Consider the following 14438-nt stretch of genomic DNA (forward strand, 5'->3'; position numbering starts at 1 on the left):
TGAAATTACCAATAAAAATCCTCGCATGAAAATCCGCATCCGGTCCATTCTATAGTCACAAGGAGGTGACAACAACATGGCTAACAACAACAGCGGTAACTCAAACCAACTTCTTGTTCCAGGAGTACAACAAGCTATAGACCAAATGAAGAACGAAATCGCAGCAGAATTTGGTGTTAACCTTGGACCGGACTCCACATCGCGTGCCAACGGATCCGTCGGCGGAGAAATCACTAAGCGATTAGTGCGTCAAGCCCAATCACAAATGCAAGGCTACCAAAAATAAAACAAATGAAACTGTCCCGGATCTCCCCGGGGCAGTTTTTTTCAAAAAAAAACTGCGATAAATTAAAAATTTATCTGCATGATTTTCCGGATACAGTCCATTCTATAGTTACAAGGAGGTGACAACGACATGCCAAACAGCGGAAATTCAAACCAACTACTTGTTCCTGGAGTACAACAAGCCATTGACCAAATGAAGAACGAAATCGCAGCAGAATTTGGTGTTAACCTTGGACCGGACTCCACATCGCGTGCCAACGGATCCGTCGGCGGAGAAATCACTAAGCGATTAGTGCGTCAAGCCCAACAACAAATGAATGGTTACCAACAATAATTTTATGGCTGTCCCAGTTTTTCTGGGGCAGTTTTTTTGTGGTGTTTGAGTTATCTATAGCCGAGTATTCACAAAAGATTTGATAATTATTCAAATTTCCAGAAAGAAAAGAAGTATGTTTTGAACTATTACTGCTGAGTTTGTATAATTGAACTATACAAAAAGGAGGAGAAACGAATGAATCGCGAGCAATTAGTGGCACCTGAGAAGTATAATCTTGTTTCTGAATTCGAAAAGTACGCAACTGGTGATGGAAAGCGCGCGCTCATTTATGTGAATTCAAATGGCGATGAAAAAGAAATTACATACGATGATTTGATGGTATCTGCCAATAAAGTCGCTAATGTTTTCATCGAAAACGGCCTGGGTAAAGGCGATGTAATCCTTGTGATGGTACCACGTTTAATCGAAGCCTATATAACATATATCGGCGCTTTGAAGGCAGGTATTGTAGTCATTCCAAGTTCGGAAATGCTACGCTCCTCCGATATAGAATACAGATTGGAACATAGCGGTGCAAAGGCAATCGTTGCTTATGAAGCATTTATGGATCAGTTTGAATCTGTTAATAATATGAATGATGTTAAACTATTCGTTATTGGAAATTCGGAAAATGGTCAGCATTCATTGACCGAATTGATGAAAGATGCCTCTTCTGAGTTCGATGCATCCGAGACGGAAGGGTCCGATATGGCTTTTCTTTCTTATACTTCAGGCACAACGGGGAAACCGAAGGGTGTCGTTCATACCCATGCTTGGGGCTATGCACATCTGAGAACTGCGGGACCTAACTGGTTGGGCATTAACGAAGGAGACATTGTGTGGGCGACAGCAGCTCCAGGTTGGCAGAAGTGGATCTGGACGCCATTCCTTTCTGTTTTAGGAAGCGGGGCAACAGGTATAGTTTATAACGGACGTTTCGACGTGCAAACATATTTGGAAATGATTAAGAAATATAACGTAAATGTCTTATGCTGTACCCCTACAGAATATCGTTTCATGGCCAAGGCTGAAAATTTGCAGGACTACGACTTGTCCTCTTTAAAAAGTGCAGTTTCCGCTGGCGAACCGTTGAACAGGGAAGTAATTGATACGTTCAACAAAATCTTCAATCTTCAAGTTAGAGATGGATACGGCCAAACCGAAAATACATTACTGGTCGGAACGATGCTTGGAATGCAAGCACGGCCAGGATCGATGGGAAAACCGACCCCGGGTAATCGTGTTGAAATTATTAATGAAGACGGAATTCCAGTTTCAGCAGGAGAAGTCGGGGATATAGCTGTACATATTTCCACACCAGCACTATTCAAAGAATATTTGAATGATCCGGAACGCACGAAGATGCAGTTCAGAGGAGACTATTATGTAACGGGTGACCGTGCGAAACTTGACGAAGATGGGTACTTCTGGTTTGAGGGGCGAGGTGATGATATCATTATCAGTTCCGGTTATACAATAGGCCCATTTGAGGTGGAGGATGCATTGACAAAGCACTCAGCTGTAAGAGAATGTGCTGTTGTAGGCAGCCCTGATGAAGTTCGCGGTGCAGTCGTCAAAGCATTTATCGTATTACGCGACCCGGAAATGGAACACGAGGAAAACTTAATAAAGGAACTACAAGATCATGTGAAGTCATTAACAGCACCTTATAAATATCCACGTAAAATTGAATTCGTTAAAGAATTGCCAAAGACAGCATCTGGTAAAATCATGCGTGTTGAGTTAAGAAAAGCCGAGCTAAATAAAGGATGAATTAAAACCGGCCATCCATTTATAGGAGGCCGGTTTTTAATAATAATATTGTCATTTTAGAGAGAGAGTAGGCAACCTTTATGCAGAATGAAAAAAGCGGTGTACTTTGGGTCGTAGCATCTTTTTTAATATGGGGGATTATGCCCGTTTATTGGAAACATTTATCTCATGTGCAAAGCGATGAAATACTAACGGGACGTATCGTGTGGGCATTCTTTTCCACGCTTCTTTTAATTCTTATTTTAAAGAACGGAAAACAATTGCTTCAGGATGTAAGTGAGCTTTGGAAAAAACAGTTTCAATTCTGGAGTCTTTTTATAGCTTCCATACTCGTTACATCCAACTGGTTTATTTACATATGGGCTGTTAATCATAATTATATTGTGCAAACTAGTTTAGGCTATTACATTAATCCGTTAGTTTCTGTATTGCTTGGTATCTTTTTTCTAAAGGAAAAATTATCTTCACTACAAAAGATTGCCTTCCTGTTGGCGGCATCGGCTGTTGTGATTCTGACATTTTCATATGGGAAATTCCCTTGGATTGCCTTAACCCTTGCGGTCACTTTTGCTGTATACGGGTTTATTAAGAAAAGAATTCAATTGGATTCACTCCGTGGATTGGCGATAGAAACCTTGTTCATGACACCATTTGCAATAGGATATTATATTTATCTGTTCATGAAAGGGCAGGCTGTCTTTTTGCATTCGGATGTAAAAACGGACATACTTCTTGTACTGACTGGAGTAGCAACCGCGCTTCCGCTCGTCTTGTATGCGAAGGGTGTGCAAATGATTCCTTTAAATGTGTCGGGCTTCTTCCAATATATCGCGCCAACGATGATGTTGTTTTTGGCAGTAGTGGTTTATAAGGAGTCATTCTCCTCAATTGAAATGCTTTCGTTTTCAATTATATGGGCAGCCCTAATCCTTTTCACCATTTCCAAAGTATATGAGACAATATCAATGAAAAGAAATGCGCATTAATTTACTGGGAATATCTAATAATGTTGATCTGCGCTTCAGGCGGACGGTTTCCAATCGAACCACGAAGAGTTCGATTTGCCGTATTTCTGCGCCTTTTGCAGAAATTAAGGCAGGGGTTTCCCCCAGGAAAAGCCGTTACGAAGCACGGCTTTTGCGAACAAAAGCGAAGCGTTGAGAGCATTATCGTTGCACTTCGCCGCCTTCCGCTCCAATCAACAGAAATACCTTATACATAAATATTAGTTAATAAAATTTTATAAAAGACAATATTGGACAGAAAATTTAAAGGGATTTCTAATTGATTGTAGTGGAGATTGGCGACTCCTGCGGGAATAGCATGAGCTGAAGACCCCGCAGAAGCGTAGCGCCGAGGAGGCTGAAGCCATGCCCGCGGAAAGCGTCCAATCGGAACGGAAATCAATGGTATAGTATTTACTAATATTAAATGAAACATTTTATGAGGGTTGGACGTATATAGTGGTGGAGAATAGAAGGAGGAAGTAACCTATGACAATGAAACGGTGGATCGCGATCATAGTAGCGGCGGTTCTGATATTTATTTCAGTGGGCGTCAATTCGCTATCGTACATATTCACAAGGGATGTTAACGGTTTTTTAGAACAAATGGGTGCAACAAACAATGCATATAGTGAAAAAGTAATCGAGCAAGGCACTAACAGAGATCGGATCGCTGTCCTCAAATTAGACGGCGTCATTCAAGACGTTGGAAGCTCCATTTTCGCAACAACGGGATACAACCATCAATTTTTCATGTCCCAGCTAAATGACGTACTTAACGACCAATCAGTGAAAGGAGTAATCCTTTCTGTCAATACACCAGGTGGAGGTGTAGTTGAATCATCCGATATTTACGATTCAATCCGGGAAATTCAAATTGAAAAGGAAATTCCCATCTACGTGGCGATGGGTGGAATGGCTGCGTCGGGCGGATATTATGTCTCCGCACCAGCAGAAAAGATCTTCGTACATCCGGAAACAATTACAGGCTCAATCGGAGTCATCATGGAAAGCATAAATTACTCCAAATTGGCCGAGAAATACGGCATTGATTTTAATACGATTAAGACAGGTCCTTATAAGGACATTATGAGTGGTTCACGTGAAATGACTAAAGAAGAACATAATATGCTTCAGGAAATGGTTAATGATTCCTATGAGCGCTTTGTAGGGATTGTAGCTGAAGGTCGTAATATGTCAACTGAAGCTGTGAAGAAAGTAGCCGATGGCCGAATTATGAATGGCAGACAAGCAATAGAATCGGGTCTTGCAGATGAAGTCGGCAAGTTGGGTGATGTGATCGATGCAATAAAAGCGGATTATAAACTGGAAGGTGCAACAGTATTTGAGTATGCACCTATGGACAGTTTCGCATCGATTTTCGGAGTGAATGTAGGGAATCTATTTGGCCGTAATGTGGAGTCGGAACTGATTGGTAAGTTACTTTCAGATTATGACGCCCCAAGAATGATGTATTTGTATGGTGAAAAATAAGGGAGGGGAACTGACATGACGGATGATGTAAATCAAAATCAATCGATGGCGGATGTTACCGGGCAAAGTCACCTTCCACAATATGAAATTATAAGAACAGAACAATTCAGGCCGAAATTGGCGGGTTTCTGGACCCGTTTCTGGGCTTATGTAATTGACTTGATGATGGTGTCAGCAGTAAGTGGAATTCTCATCAAACCGATATTTAGAATTTTTGACATCAAAATTTCCAATCCGGGCTTTCTGCTTTTCAGTTCGTACAAGGTGGTAATCTTTGTAGTATTCCTAACTTACTTTGCCCTAATGACGAAATTTTTCAGTCAAACAATCGGGAAAATGATAATAGGCATTAAAGTTGTTCAAAAAGACGGTGGGGAGCTTTCTTGGGGAACAATTCTTTTTAGAGAGGTTATCGGACGTTTCATATCGAAACTTTTGACTATTCCTTACCTATTGGTGATTTTTATGCCTAAAAAAGAAGCATTGCATGATCTGTTTGCGGATACCTATGTCATCCATGAGCAGTCATTCGAAAAAGAAGTGGTTGAGACAAAGCGTTTGCAAAAGGGCGAAGAGTTGCAAGCGGGAACAATTGTTTAGTAGAATGAAATGAAATGATATAGGAGGCGTCTTCATGGCTAATGTTACTTTTAAACAAAATCCCGTTACATTGCTTGGTAAAGAAGTTGCGGTAGGCGACAAAGCTCCAGATTTCACAGTTCTTTCGAATGATTTACAGCCAGTTACATTGAACGATTCAAAAGGAAAAATTCGCTTGATCAGCGTTGTTCCTTCACTTGACACAGGTGTCTGTTCTTTGCAAACGAAAAAATTCAACGAAGAGGCCTATTCACTTGGAGATGATGTTGAAGTTTTGACAATCTCCGTTGATCTTCCTTTTGCTCAAGCAAGATGGGTCAATGCGGAAGATGCTATGAACGTCAAGACGTTGTCAGACCATCGTGATCTTTCATTTGGTGAAGCATTTGGCGTCGCTATAAATGAATTGCGTTTATTAACTCGGTCTATCTTTGTCATCGACAAAGATGATACTGTCACTTACGTAGAATATGTAAATGAAGTAACGGATCATCCGGATTACGAAAAAGCGATTAAAGCTGTAAAAGAATTAACCAAATAATAATTGGCCCACTCGGAAACGGGTGGGCTTTTAACAGCAATATATTTTTGAGAATTGATAAGAGGGATAAAAATGGTAACAAATACTGAACATATCTTTAAGTTTTTAGACGAGTTTGCTACTTCCAATAAGGAAAATCTTTATTTAGAGTCCATAATTGAGGCGTGCAATCAATGGTTATCTGGCGAAGTTATGCCAAGGTTAAATGCGTCAGTTACAAAGGAAGAAATTCGTAGAGGCATTCAGCTCGCGGTTTTAAAAGGAATGAAGGAGCACGCGCAACCGAATCATCAGATGACGCCTGACGCGATTGGCATGCTGATCGGGCACTTTGCAAGTCGACTGATGGATAAAAAAGATCAAGTGACATTATTAGATCCCGCTGCGGGCACAGGAAATCTCTTGTTTACTGTTATGAATGCGATGGGTGAGAAAACGGTAGCTACATCCGTAGAAATCGATGAGCTATTAGTAAGACTTTCAGCGGTTTCCTCAAATTTACTTGAACAGCCTGTACAGTTTTTTGTACAGGATGCGTTGCGTCCATTAATGGTTGACCCGGTTGATTTAGTTGTTTGTGATCTACCAGTTGGGTTTTATCCTGATGATGACAATGCACTCAATTTTGAAATGATGCCAGCCGAAGGACATGCTTATTCGCATCATCTATTCATCGAACAATCCATGAATCATTTGAAGGGTGGGGGATATGGCATTTTCCTTGTCCCGGCTTCCCTATTTGAATCGGACCAATCATCCTTGCTTCACCGATATGTGAAAAAGAATGCACTGGTACGTGCGGTTATTCAACTGCCGGAGTCATTATTTAGAAGTACGGTTCATGAGAAAAGCATCCTTGTGCTTCAGAAGCCTGAAGCGAACATGAAAGGCACACCTGATGTCCTTTTAACGAAAGTACCGACTATGTCGGATAAACATGCAATGGCATCATTCTTGCGTAAGATTGATGAATGGGTCGATGAACAATAAAAGTAAGTACAAAAAAAGCGACATGCTGTTCCTATTCGGAATGGCATGTCGCTTTTTTAATTAAACTTGAATTAATAAATAATTACTTCTTCGTTAACAGTCAAGGCTTTTTGTACGATAAGCAGTTGTTCGTCATTCAATGGAATCATAGGTAAGCGGACTCCGCCGACGGAGACCCCTGTTAAATTCAACGCGGCTTTTACACCGGATGGGTTTGGTGCGACGAAAAGAGCTTTCATCATTGGCAACAGTCTGCGATGTTCTTTTGCGGCCTGTTGAATATCGCCAAGTTTAAAGTTTCGAATCATAGATTGCATTTCGTTTCCTATTATATGTGATGAGACGGAAACAACACCTACCCCACCAATAGACAAAACTGGAATTGTTAAAGCATCATCGCCGCTATACAGTGAAAAACCGACAGGCGTCCGGTCGATGACCTCGGACATCGCGTCTAAATTACCGTTAGCTTCTTTGAGGGCCACGATATTTGGAATTGCCGATAGGCGGACGATTGTGTCTACCGTGATGTTGACGACACTGCGTCCAGGAATATTGTAAAGCATTACTGGTAGGGAAGTGGCTTCTGCAATTGTCTTAAAGTGCTGATATAAGCCTTCTTGACAAGGATTATTATAATAAGCTGCGACAAGCATTACTGCATCTACACCAATATTTTCTGCTTGAATAGTCAGCTCCACGGATTCTCTTGTGTTGTTTGAACCAGTACCGGCAATAACCGGAACCCTTCCGGCAACGACATCTACAGTAAACTTGAATAACGTAATTTTTTCTTCTGTCGTCAATGTAGGTGATTCACCTGTAGTACCAGCCACTACTAAAGCGTCAGTTCCGTTCGCAAGTAAATGATTGATCAAGTTTCTTGTTGCAGGGAAGTCAATTTCCCCATGCTCGTTAAAAGGTGTCACCATAGCTGTTACAATTTGTCCGAAATTCATAATCTCCACGTCCTATCATTTATTTTTTAAAAAATAAATAGAGGGTGGAGGGCGGTTTGTTGATGAACGCAAAAAGCAACAACGAGGGCTCGTTGTTGCTTTGAAATAATAAATAAATTATTTCTCTGCATAAGATAGCCCTCCATATAGTTTCCTATATGACAATCCTGGACTTATTCAACCCAGAACCAGCTTCAAGAAGAATGAGATTCTCTCCACTTCGGCAAATTCCCCTTTCCACACTCATCACAGGATCTCATTATCCTCCGAATGTGTACTGATGGTCTTTGCGCCTCTATCCTTACTTCAAAACTTTCGAAATAAGTAAGTATTAAATTACTAAAACCTTAACCCTTATTGATAATAAATGCAAGCAAAAGTTATTAGATTGGACTAAAGTAATGTATATTATTAAAAATAGTCTGCAAAAATGGTGATTTCCGCTTTGGGAGGACGCTTCAATCATCAGAAATATCAATGGAATAAAATAGAGAAAAATTAGAAGTTCATGTATTCTTTTCCTTATAGAACCATCGGGGTTTGTAATAATGATTGGAATGAATTTATTCCCTATCCTTTTGCTCTATGGGTTGCCAAGTTCCGTACTATCCGATTTTGTCACTAAAAAATTAAAGGGGATAGGAAGAGTGGGAGCTGCATTAGTAATTCATTTAATTCTTGCTACTGCATTTATCATGATTATACATAGAAATGAAGAGGGTTGGGAACCAATGAAATTTCTTTTATTGCTCTCTCTTCTATCTTCTTTCCTTTTTTGGAGTGTTGATGAGTTACTTAAGATTTATAAGGCCAAACAAATTCGTATGAAGAATGGTGATTTGAAAATTCATTAGAAAAATCATTTTGATGATAGTGCATTCGTAATCGATGGTGCAGATTGCAATGTTTCATAAAGTAGTTCAATTGAAATTGGGAGAGGGAATTTATGAAGTTTCTAAGTTCTGTCTTTTTTGCGCTTGAAGTATAGAAACAAACACTTAGTTGATTGGAGCGGAAGACGGCCGACTCCGGGAGGATCAGCGGGACAGGTGAAACAACCAATGGAAGCGAAGCGAACGGGTTGGTTCACCGCACGCCCTCCGGAAAGCGTGCCGTCTGGAGCGCAAATCAACAGTACCCATAGCATAATTGATAAAAGGGCTGTCACAGACAATCAGTTTTTACTGACTATCTAGACAGCCCTTTCTGCAATATGTTTTATTCTTCAGGTGTTCTTACAACAAGCACATCACATGAAGAGGATCGTACGATGTTTTCAGATACGCTACCAATCAAGAAGCGTTCGACTTTGTTTAGTCCAGTTGCTCCGCAGATAATAAGGTCAGCCTCGACTTTTTTTGAAATGTCACGGGAAATCATTGTTTTAGGGGAGCCATATTCTACAATGATGTTCACATTTTGCAAACCTGCAGTTTCAGCTTCTTGCTTATATTCATTAAGTAATTCTTCGGCAAATTTCTGTGCCCGTTCGGCGATGGAACGATCGTATGCCTCTACAGCCGCATATGAACGTGTGTCGATGATATTCACCAAATTCAGTGTAGCATTGTTCCGCTCTGCTATGCCAACTGCTTTTTTGAAAGCCCATTTAGATTCCTTGGATCCATCAACAGCCACAATAATTTGGTCATATTTTAGTACCATGTTCTTCACTCCATCCTGTAGATTTTACTTACATATTAATTATATTCTACAAAAATCACAAAAACCCTTCCAATTTCCTGACAAATTCGACGAAATTGTCACAGTGGGGAAAGTGTATTCACTTAATATAAATCTGAAAATTCGATTGTATAATTAAAATGCGGCAATCTAATAACAAATCTGATAGAATTGATTGTACATTGGTCCTTTCATATTATGTGTCGAATCGGCCAACTTATTATCAATATTTAGGGGGATTGGAAATGCGCATAGGTGTTCCAAAAGAAATCAAGAATAATGAAAATCGGGTTGCAATGACGCCTGCTGGGGCTTTCAATTTGAAATCTGCAGGACATGAGGTGTTGATCGAAACAGGAGCGGGTCTTGGATCGAGCTTCACTGATGAAGATTATGTCAATGCAGGCGCGGAAATTGTCGAGACGGCAGGTGAAGCTTGGGAAGCGGATATGGTCATGAAAGTTAAGGAACCGCTTGCATCTGAGTATGGTTATTTCCGCGAAGGGCTTATTTTATTCACATATCTACATCTTGCTCCTGAATTGGAATTGACTAAAGCATTACTTGATAATAAAGTAATTGGAATCGCTTACGAAACTGTACAAGTCAATAATTCTTTGCCATTATTAGCTCCTATGAGTGAAGTGGCTGGAAGAATGGCTACTCAAATCGGTGCGCAATACCTTGAGAAAATCAATGGGGGTAAAGGAATCCTTCTGTCAGGTGTTCCTGGAGTATCACGCGGTAAAGTAACTGTAATTGGTGGGGGACAAGCGGGTACAAATGCCGCTAAAATTGCAGTTGGGATGGGTGCACAAGTAACTGTCTTGGATTTATCAGTTGATCGTCTTCGCCAATTAGATGAAATGTTCGGAAACGACATCCAGACTCTTGTTTCCAATCCATTCAATATTGCCGAATCAGTCAAGGAATCTGATCTTGTTATAGGATGTGTATTAGTTCCGGGTGCAAAGGCTCCGAAATTGGTTTCTGAAGAAATGGTTAAATCGATGAAGCCGGGCTCTGTACTTGTCGATATCGCTATCGACCAAGGTGGAATCTTTGAAACATCCGACCGTGTAACTACTCACGACAATCCAACGTATGAGAAGCATGGAATCGTCCATTATGCTGTCTCAAATATGCCAGGTGCTGTTCCACGCACGTCAACAATGGCATTGACAAACGTAACGGTGCCATATGCATTGCAAATTGCAAATAAGGGATATAAGCAAGCGTGCTTGGATAACCCTGCCTTGCAAAAGGGGATCAATACATTGGAAGGCCATGTCACATACAAAGCTGTTGCTGAAGCGCAAGGCATTGAGTATGTGCCTGCAGAAACTTTATTGGGGTAATGAAAACGCTGTCCGGAAAACCGGACAGCATTTTTTATGCTTCTATGATTTTTAATTCTTTAGGGAACTTAGTTAAAACTTCAACTCCGTCAGCTGTGACGACGACATCATCTTCAATACGCACACCTGTGATTTCTGGATTATAAATTCCTGGTTCTATCGTAAAGACCATGCCCTCTTGAAGTTCAAGATCATTTGTCCCGGTGATGGATGGGAATTCATGTACAGAAATGCCGAGTCCATGCCCGAGGCGGTGGGTGAAGTACTCACCATATCCGGCTTCCGTTATGACATCTCTAGCAACCTTGTCCAATTCACGTGCCTTCACTCCAGGACGGACTAAATCGATTGCCGCCTGTTCGGCTTTTCTAACTGTTTCATAAATCTCACGCTGTTTTTCGGATGGCTCTCCAAATGCCACTGTTCTTGTAATGTCGGAGCAATATCCTTCATAAACAACACCGAGGTCAAATAGAATGAAATCGCCTTTTTGGATTTTCCGGGAACCTGGTTTGCCATGAGGAGATGCAGTTTTTGGACCAGACAATACCATCGTATCGAATGACATCTTTTCTGCGCCTTTTCCCTTCATTTCAAACTCGATTGCCATAAGGATTTCGAGTTCTGTTTTTCCTTCAGCAATCTCCTTACAACCTACTTCTATTGCATAATCAGCTAATTCTGCCGCCTTTCGCAGCTTTATAAGCTCGTCTTCGCTTTTTATATTTCTTAAGGAATTCAACTTTTCATCAATACGGGAAATTGTTACACCTTCGAAGAGCTCTTCCATTCGTTCCATTCGCTCAACTGTCAAATGAGATTTTTCGATAGCGATTTTCTCTAACGAAACATTTCTCTTCCGTGCGGCTGCAGCAAGTACTTCCCAAGCATCTTCCGTATCTTGGTGTCCGACGGCTTCAAAATTCCAACCGGAAGCCTTCAAATCAGGCACTTCCATTAATGGGCAGATGACGAATGGTTCAGCTTCCTTGAATACCATTACGCCTAAAAGTCTTTCATGTGGTTCACTTTTAAAACCGGATACATAGAAAACATTGTCTGGAGTTGTAATGAGCGCTGCATCTAAATTTTCATCTTGCAAGAATTGCTGAATGTCCTGAATTTTATTCATATTGACCCTCCTCTTTGGATAATTTTATCATACCAAAAAAGAGGGTTTTGTGTTTGATTATCGAAACAAGTAAGTATGAACGTATATGGAGGGGGATTTTAAATGAAGATTTCTTATCATGGACATTCTGTCGTGAAGATTGAAACGGCGGGAAAGACGATATTAATAGACCCATTCATCACGGGAAATGAATTGACTGACCTAAAGGCATCCGATCAGACGCCTGATGTTATTTTGCTAACGCACGGACATAATGACCATGTTGGAGATACGATTGAAATTGCTAAAAGATACAACCCGTTAATCGTAGCTCCTAATGAACTTGCCGTTTACCTCGGTTGGCAGGGACTCAATACTCATGGCATGAATATTGGTGGAATGAATGAGTTTGAGTTCGGGAGCGTTAAATTAACGCAGGCATTCCATAGTTCTTCTTACACAACGGATGAAAATGAAATCATCTATACGGGAATGCCTTCAGGGATCTTATTTACCGCAGAAGGAAAAACGGTTTACCATGCCGGAGATACTTCGCTATTTGGTGATATGGCTTTAATAGGGAAGCGTCAGACAATCGACGTAGCATTCCTTCCGATTGGGGATAATTTCACAATGGGACCTGAAGACGCTGCGGTCGCTGTAGAACTGTTGAATCCCAAACTTGTTGTGCCAATTCATTACAATACATTCCCTCCAATCAGGCAAAATCCGCAACAATTTAAAAATCTTGTATCAACTCACGAAGTGAACATCATGCAGGCTGGAGACTCAATAGAAATTTGAATATTGACCGATTCGAACAGTGGAATTATGTTCTGAATCGGTTTTTCAATTAATTCGAAATCTAACAATGCCTTGGTAAACGCTATTCTTTTTGATATATGATAAAATGGGAATAGGTAAATAGAGAAAAAAGGTGAAAAGATGTCGACTAAACATGAATTGATCTTACGTTATATCGAAGGGTTAGCGGTCGGCGAAAAAATTTCCGTCCGGCAAGTTGCAAAGGCCTTGTCAGTTAGTGAAGGCACAGCATATCGGGCAATTAAGGAAGCTGAAAACCAAAAGCTCGTCAATACGATTGAGCGAGTGGGAACAATACGTATTGAAAAGAAAAAGAAGGAGAATATTGAGCGACTGACTTATGCTGAAGTCGTCAATATTGTTGATGGGGTAGTTTTAGGAGGTCGTGATGGACTTCATAAAACACTAACCAAATTTGTCATTGGAGCCATGAAACTTGAGGATATGAGACGATACATAGACGCGGGCAGCTTACTGATTGTCGGAAACAGGCTAAGGGCACATGAGCTTGCATTAAGCGCAGGTGCAGCTGTCCTAGTCACAGGAGGTTTCGATGTTGCCGATGAAGCAAAAAAGCTAGCAAATGAATTGAATTTACCTATCATCTCATCCAGCTATGATTCATTTACGGTTGCGACTATGTTGAACCGGGCGATTTACGACCAATTAATAGAAAAGGAAATCCTGCTTGTAGAAGACATTGTGACACCCCTTGAGAAAACAATCACTTTCTTCCCGAAGGACAATGTCGGTTATTTTAACGAAGTGAACCGTAAAACGGCACATTCCGGGTATCCGGTCATAGAAAAGAACGGTAGGCTGATTGGAATTGTTACATCACGGGATGCAGTAGGAAAGAATGAAACGGATCTGATTGAAAAAGTGATGACCCAACATCCAATAACAGTAAGTGGTAAAACAAGTGTTGCATCCGCTGGTCATAGCATGATTTGGGAGGGCATCGATTTAATGCCGGTAGTGAGTGATACTAACATTTTAGAAGGTATCATTAGTCGGCAAGATGTACTGAAGGCATTGCAAATGACGCAAAGGCAACCACAACAGGGCGAGAAAATAGATGATATCGTTAAAGGACAGATGAAAGCGGTGCCGGATCACCCGCAGAATGTCGAATTCTCTGTTGTCCCTCAAATGACAAATCAATTTGGATCATTATCCTATGGGGCATTGACGACGCTTTTGACAGACGTTGGCAACCGGGCGATTAAAATGCGTAAGCGCGGTGAAAGTGTACCTGAAAACATGACAATCTACTTCATTAAACACGTACAGCTTGGAAGTGTAGTCACCGTTGAACCAAGAATCCTCCAGATGAGCCGTAGGTTCGTTAAAGTGGACTTCGACCTTTTCTCAGATTCGGAACTCATTGCCAAAGCGATGGTCATGTATCAGTTGTTTGAGAGATAACGACAAAAGCGGAGGGTGGCGGTTAGCTGCGACAGGCATAAGGCAGATCTGCGAAAAGGCGCCCTTTGCCT

16 protein-coding genes and 1 riboswitch are annotated in these 14438 nt (G+C 41.0%); of the genes, 13 read left to right on the forward strand and 3 right to left on the reverse strand.

Going from position 1 to position 14438, the window contains the following annotated elements:
* The first annotated feature begins 76 nt into the window (after nucleotides 1–76).
* The 8 genes from ACFPZG_RS04805 (at nucleotide 77) to ACFPZG_RS04840 (ending at nucleotide 7003) form a co-directional block, all read left to right on the forward strand.
* Nucleotides 77–286 carry an alpha/beta-type small acid-soluble spore protein gene (locus tag ACFPZG_RS04805; protein WP_283732465.1) on the forward strand — a complete coding sequence of 70 codons (210 nt, stop codon included), beginning with the start codon at nucleotides 77–79 and terminating at the stop codon, nucleotides 284–286.
* A 129-nt stretch (nucleotides 287–415) separates the two neighbouring features.
* The gene (locus tag ACFPZG_RS04810; protein ID WP_283732464.1) at nucleotides 416–619 is read left to right on the forward strand and encodes an alpha/beta-type small acid-soluble spore protein; all 204 of its coding nucleotides are present in this window, start codon (nucleotides 416–418) and stop codon (nucleotides 617–619) included.
* Nucleotides 620–796: 177 nt separating this feature from the next.
* Entirely contained in the window at nucleotides 797–2374 is a 1578-nt protein-coding gene (gene mbcS, locus ACFPZG_RS04815) for an acyl-CoA synthetase MbcS (RefSeq protein WP_283732463.1), read from the forward strand.
* 80 nt (nucleotides 2375–2454) lie between these two features.
* A complete protein-coding gene (rarD, locus tag ACFPZG_RS04820; protein ID WP_283732462.1) occupies nucleotides 2455–3360 on the forward strand; it encodes an EamA family transporter RarD in 906 nt (301 codons plus the stop codon).
* A 507-nt stretch (nucleotides 3361–3867) separates the two neighbouring features.
* Nucleotides 3868–4872 (forward strand): signal peptide peptidase SppA, encoded by a 1005-nt coding sequence (sppA, locus tag ACFPZG_RS04825; protein ID WP_283732461.1) that lies wholly within the window; start codon nucleotides 3868–3870, stop codon nucleotides 4870–4872.
* 15 nt (nucleotides 4873–4887) lie between these two features.
* Nucleotides 4888–5472 carry an RDD family protein gene (locus ACFPZG_RS04830; protein ID WP_283732459.1) on the forward strand — a complete coding sequence of 195 codons (585 nt, stop codon included), beginning with the start codon at nucleotides 4888–4890 and terminating at the stop codon, nucleotides 5470–5472.
* Nucleotides 5473–5506: 34 nt separating this feature from the next.
* Nucleotides 5507–6013 carry a thiol peroxidase gene (tpx, locus tag ACFPZG_RS04835; protein ID WP_283732458.1) on the forward strand — a complete coding sequence of 169 codons (507 nt, stop codon included), beginning with the start codon at nucleotides 5507–5509 and terminating at the stop codon, nucleotides 6011–6013.
* A 72-nt stretch (nucleotides 6014–6085) separates the two neighbouring features.
* Nucleotides 6086–7003 carry a class I SAM-dependent methyltransferase gene (locus tag ACFPZG_RS04840; protein ID WP_283732456.1) on the forward strand — a complete coding sequence of 306 codons (918 nt, stop codon included), beginning with the start codon at nucleotides 6086–6088 and terminating at the stop codon, nucleotides 7001–7003.
* Between the two features lie 71 nt (nucleotides 7004–7074).
* Here the strand turns inward: ACFPZG_RS04840 and dapA are convergent, their stop codons facing one another.
* The gene (gene dapA / locus ACFPZG_RS04845; RefSeq protein ID WP_283732455.1) at nucleotides 7075–7962 is read right to left on the reverse strand and encodes a 4-hydroxy-tetrahydrodipicolinate synthase; all 888 of its coding nucleotides are present in this window, start codon (nucleotides 7960–7962) and stop codon (nucleotides 7075–7077) included.
* 127 nt (nucleotides 7963–8089) lie between these two features.
* Nucleotides 8090–8268, reverse strand: a riboswitch (Lysine riboswitch).
* Between the two features lie 242 nt (nucleotides 8269–8510).
* On the opposite strand from dapA, the gene ACFPZG_RS04850 reads away from it, so the two are divergent.
* Nucleotides 8511–8816 carry a hypothetical protein gene (locus ACFPZG_RS04850; RefSeq protein ID WP_283732454.1) on the forward strand — a complete coding sequence of 102 codons (306 nt, stop codon included), beginning with the start codon at nucleotides 8511–8513 and terminating at the stop codon, nucleotides 8814–8816.
* Nucleotides 8817–9011: 195 nt separating this feature from the next.
* Nucleotides 9012–9158 carry a hypothetical protein gene (locus ACFPZG_RS04855; protein WP_317941259.1) on the forward strand — a complete coding sequence of 49 codons (147 nt, stop codon included), beginning with the start codon at nucleotides 9012–9014 and terminating at the stop codon, nucleotides 9156–9158.
* Nucleotides 9159–9180: 22 nt separating this feature from the next.
* Here ACFPZG_RS04855 and ACFPZG_RS04860 read toward each other — a convergent pair whose 3' ends face one another.
* A complete protein-coding gene (locus ACFPZG_RS04860; RefSeq protein WP_283732453.1) occupies nucleotides 9181–9627 on the reverse strand; it encodes a universal stress protein in 447 nt (148 codons plus the stop codon).
* Nucleotides 9628–9890: 263 nt separating this feature from the next.
* On the opposite strand from ACFPZG_RS04860, the gene ald reads away from it, so the two are divergent.
* The gene (gene ald / locus ACFPZG_RS04865; protein WP_317941258.1) at nucleotides 9891–11003 is read left to right on the forward strand and encodes an alanine dehydrogenase; all 1113 of its coding nucleotides are present in this window, start codon (nucleotides 9891–9893) and stop codon (nucleotides 11001–11003) included.
* A gap of 34 nt (nucleotides 11004–11037) precedes the next feature.
* Here ald and ACFPZG_RS04870 read toward each other — a convergent pair whose 3' ends face one another.
* Nucleotides 11038–12135 (reverse strand): M24 family metallopeptidase, encoded by a 1098-nt coding sequence (locus tag ACFPZG_RS04870; RefSeq protein ID WP_317941257.1) that lies wholly within the window; start codon nucleotides 12133–12135, stop codon nucleotides 11038–11040.
* A 102-nt stretch (nucleotides 12136–12237) separates the two neighbouring features.
* On the opposite strand from ACFPZG_RS04870, the gene ACFPZG_RS04875 reads away from it, so the two are divergent.
* Both ACFPZG_RS04875 and ACFPZG_RS04880 read left to right on the forward strand, forming a co-directional pair.
* Nucleotides 12238–12918 carry a metal-dependent hydrolase gene (locus tag ACFPZG_RS04875; protein ID WP_283732452.1) on the forward strand — a complete coding sequence of 227 codons (681 nt, stop codon included), beginning with the start codon at nucleotides 12238–12240 and terminating at the stop codon, nucleotides 12916–12918.
* Between the two features lie 141 nt (nucleotides 12919–13059).
* On the forward strand, nucleotides 13060–14367 hold the full coding sequence (locus ACFPZG_RS04880) for a DRTGG domain-containing protein (protein ID WP_283732451.1): 1308 nt from the start codon (nucleotides 13060–13062) through the stop codon (nucleotides 14365–14367).
* The last annotated feature ends 71 nt before the right edge of the window (nucleotides 14368–14438 follow it).

Origin of the sequence: Sporosarcina thermotolerans, from assembly GCF_042658975.1 — a bacterium.
In the GTDB taxonomy this organism is placed as follows: Bacteria; Bacillota; Bacilli; order Bacillales_A; family Planococcaceae; genus Sporosarcina; species Sporosarcina thermotolerans.

What these genes read in the sequence shown, in the direction of transcription:
- ACFPZG_RS04805 (WP_283732465.1), top strand. Translation starts at nt 77, where the DNA reads ATGGCTAACAACAACAGCGGTAACTCAAACCAACTTCTTGTTCCAGGA.
- ACFPZG_RS04810 (WP_283732464.1), top strand. Translation starts at nt 416, where the DNA reads ATGCCAAACAGCGGAAATTCAAACCAACTACTTGTTCCTGGAGTACAA.
- mbcS (WP_283732463.1), top strand. Translation starts at nt 797, where the DNA reads ATGAATCGCGAGCAATTAGTGGCACCTGAGAAGTATAATCTTGTTTCT.
- rarD (WP_283732462.1), top strand. Translation starts at nt 2,455, where the DNA reads ATGCAGAATGAAAAAAGCGGTGTACTTTGGGTCGTAGCATCTTTTTTA.
- sppA (WP_283732461.1), top strand. Translation starts at nt 3,868, where the DNA reads ATGACAATGAAACGGTGGATCGCGATCATAGTAGCGGCGGTTCTGATA.
- ACFPZG_RS04830 (WP_283732459.1), top strand. Translation starts at nt 4,888, where the DNA reads ATGACGGATGATGTAAATCAAAATCAATCGATGGCGGATGTTACCGGG.
- tpx (WP_283732458.1), top strand. Translation starts at nt 5,507, where the DNA reads ATGGCTAATGTTACTTTTAAACAAAATCCCGTTACATTGCTTGGTAAA.
- ACFPZG_RS04840 (WP_283732456.1), top strand. Translation starts at nt 6,086, where the DNA reads ATGGTAACAAATACTGAACATATCTTTAAGTTTTTAGACGAGTTTGCT.
- dapA (WP_283732455.1), bottom strand. Translation starts at nt 7,962, where the DNA reads ATGAATTTCGGACAAATTGTAACAGCTATGGTGACACCTTTTAACGAG.
- ACFPZG_RS04850 (WP_283732454.1), top strand. Translation starts at nt 8,511, where the DNA reads ATGATTGGAATGAATTTATTCCCTATCCTTTTGCTCTATGGGTTGCCA.
- ACFPZG_RS04860 (WP_283732453.1), bottom strand. Translation starts at nt 9,627, where the DNA reads ATGGTACTAAAATATGACCAAATTATTGTGGCTGTTGATGGATCCAAG.
- ald (WP_317941258.1), top strand. Translation starts at nt 9,891, where the DNA reads ATGCGCATAGGTGTTCCAAAAGAAATCAAGAATAATGAAAATCGGGTT.
- ACFPZG_RS04870 (WP_317941257.1), bottom strand. Translation starts at nt 12,135, where the DNA reads ATGAATAAAATTCAGGACATTCAGCAATTCTTGCAAGATGAAAATTTA.
- ACFPZG_RS04875 (WP_283732452.1), top strand. Translation starts at nt 12,238, where the DNA reads ATGAAGATTTCTTATCATGGACATTCTGTCGTGAAGATTGAAACGGCG.
- ACFPZG_RS04880 (WP_283732451.1), top strand. Translation starts at nt 13,060, where the DNA reads ATGTCGACTAAACATGAATTGATCTTACGTTATATCGAAGGGTTAGCG.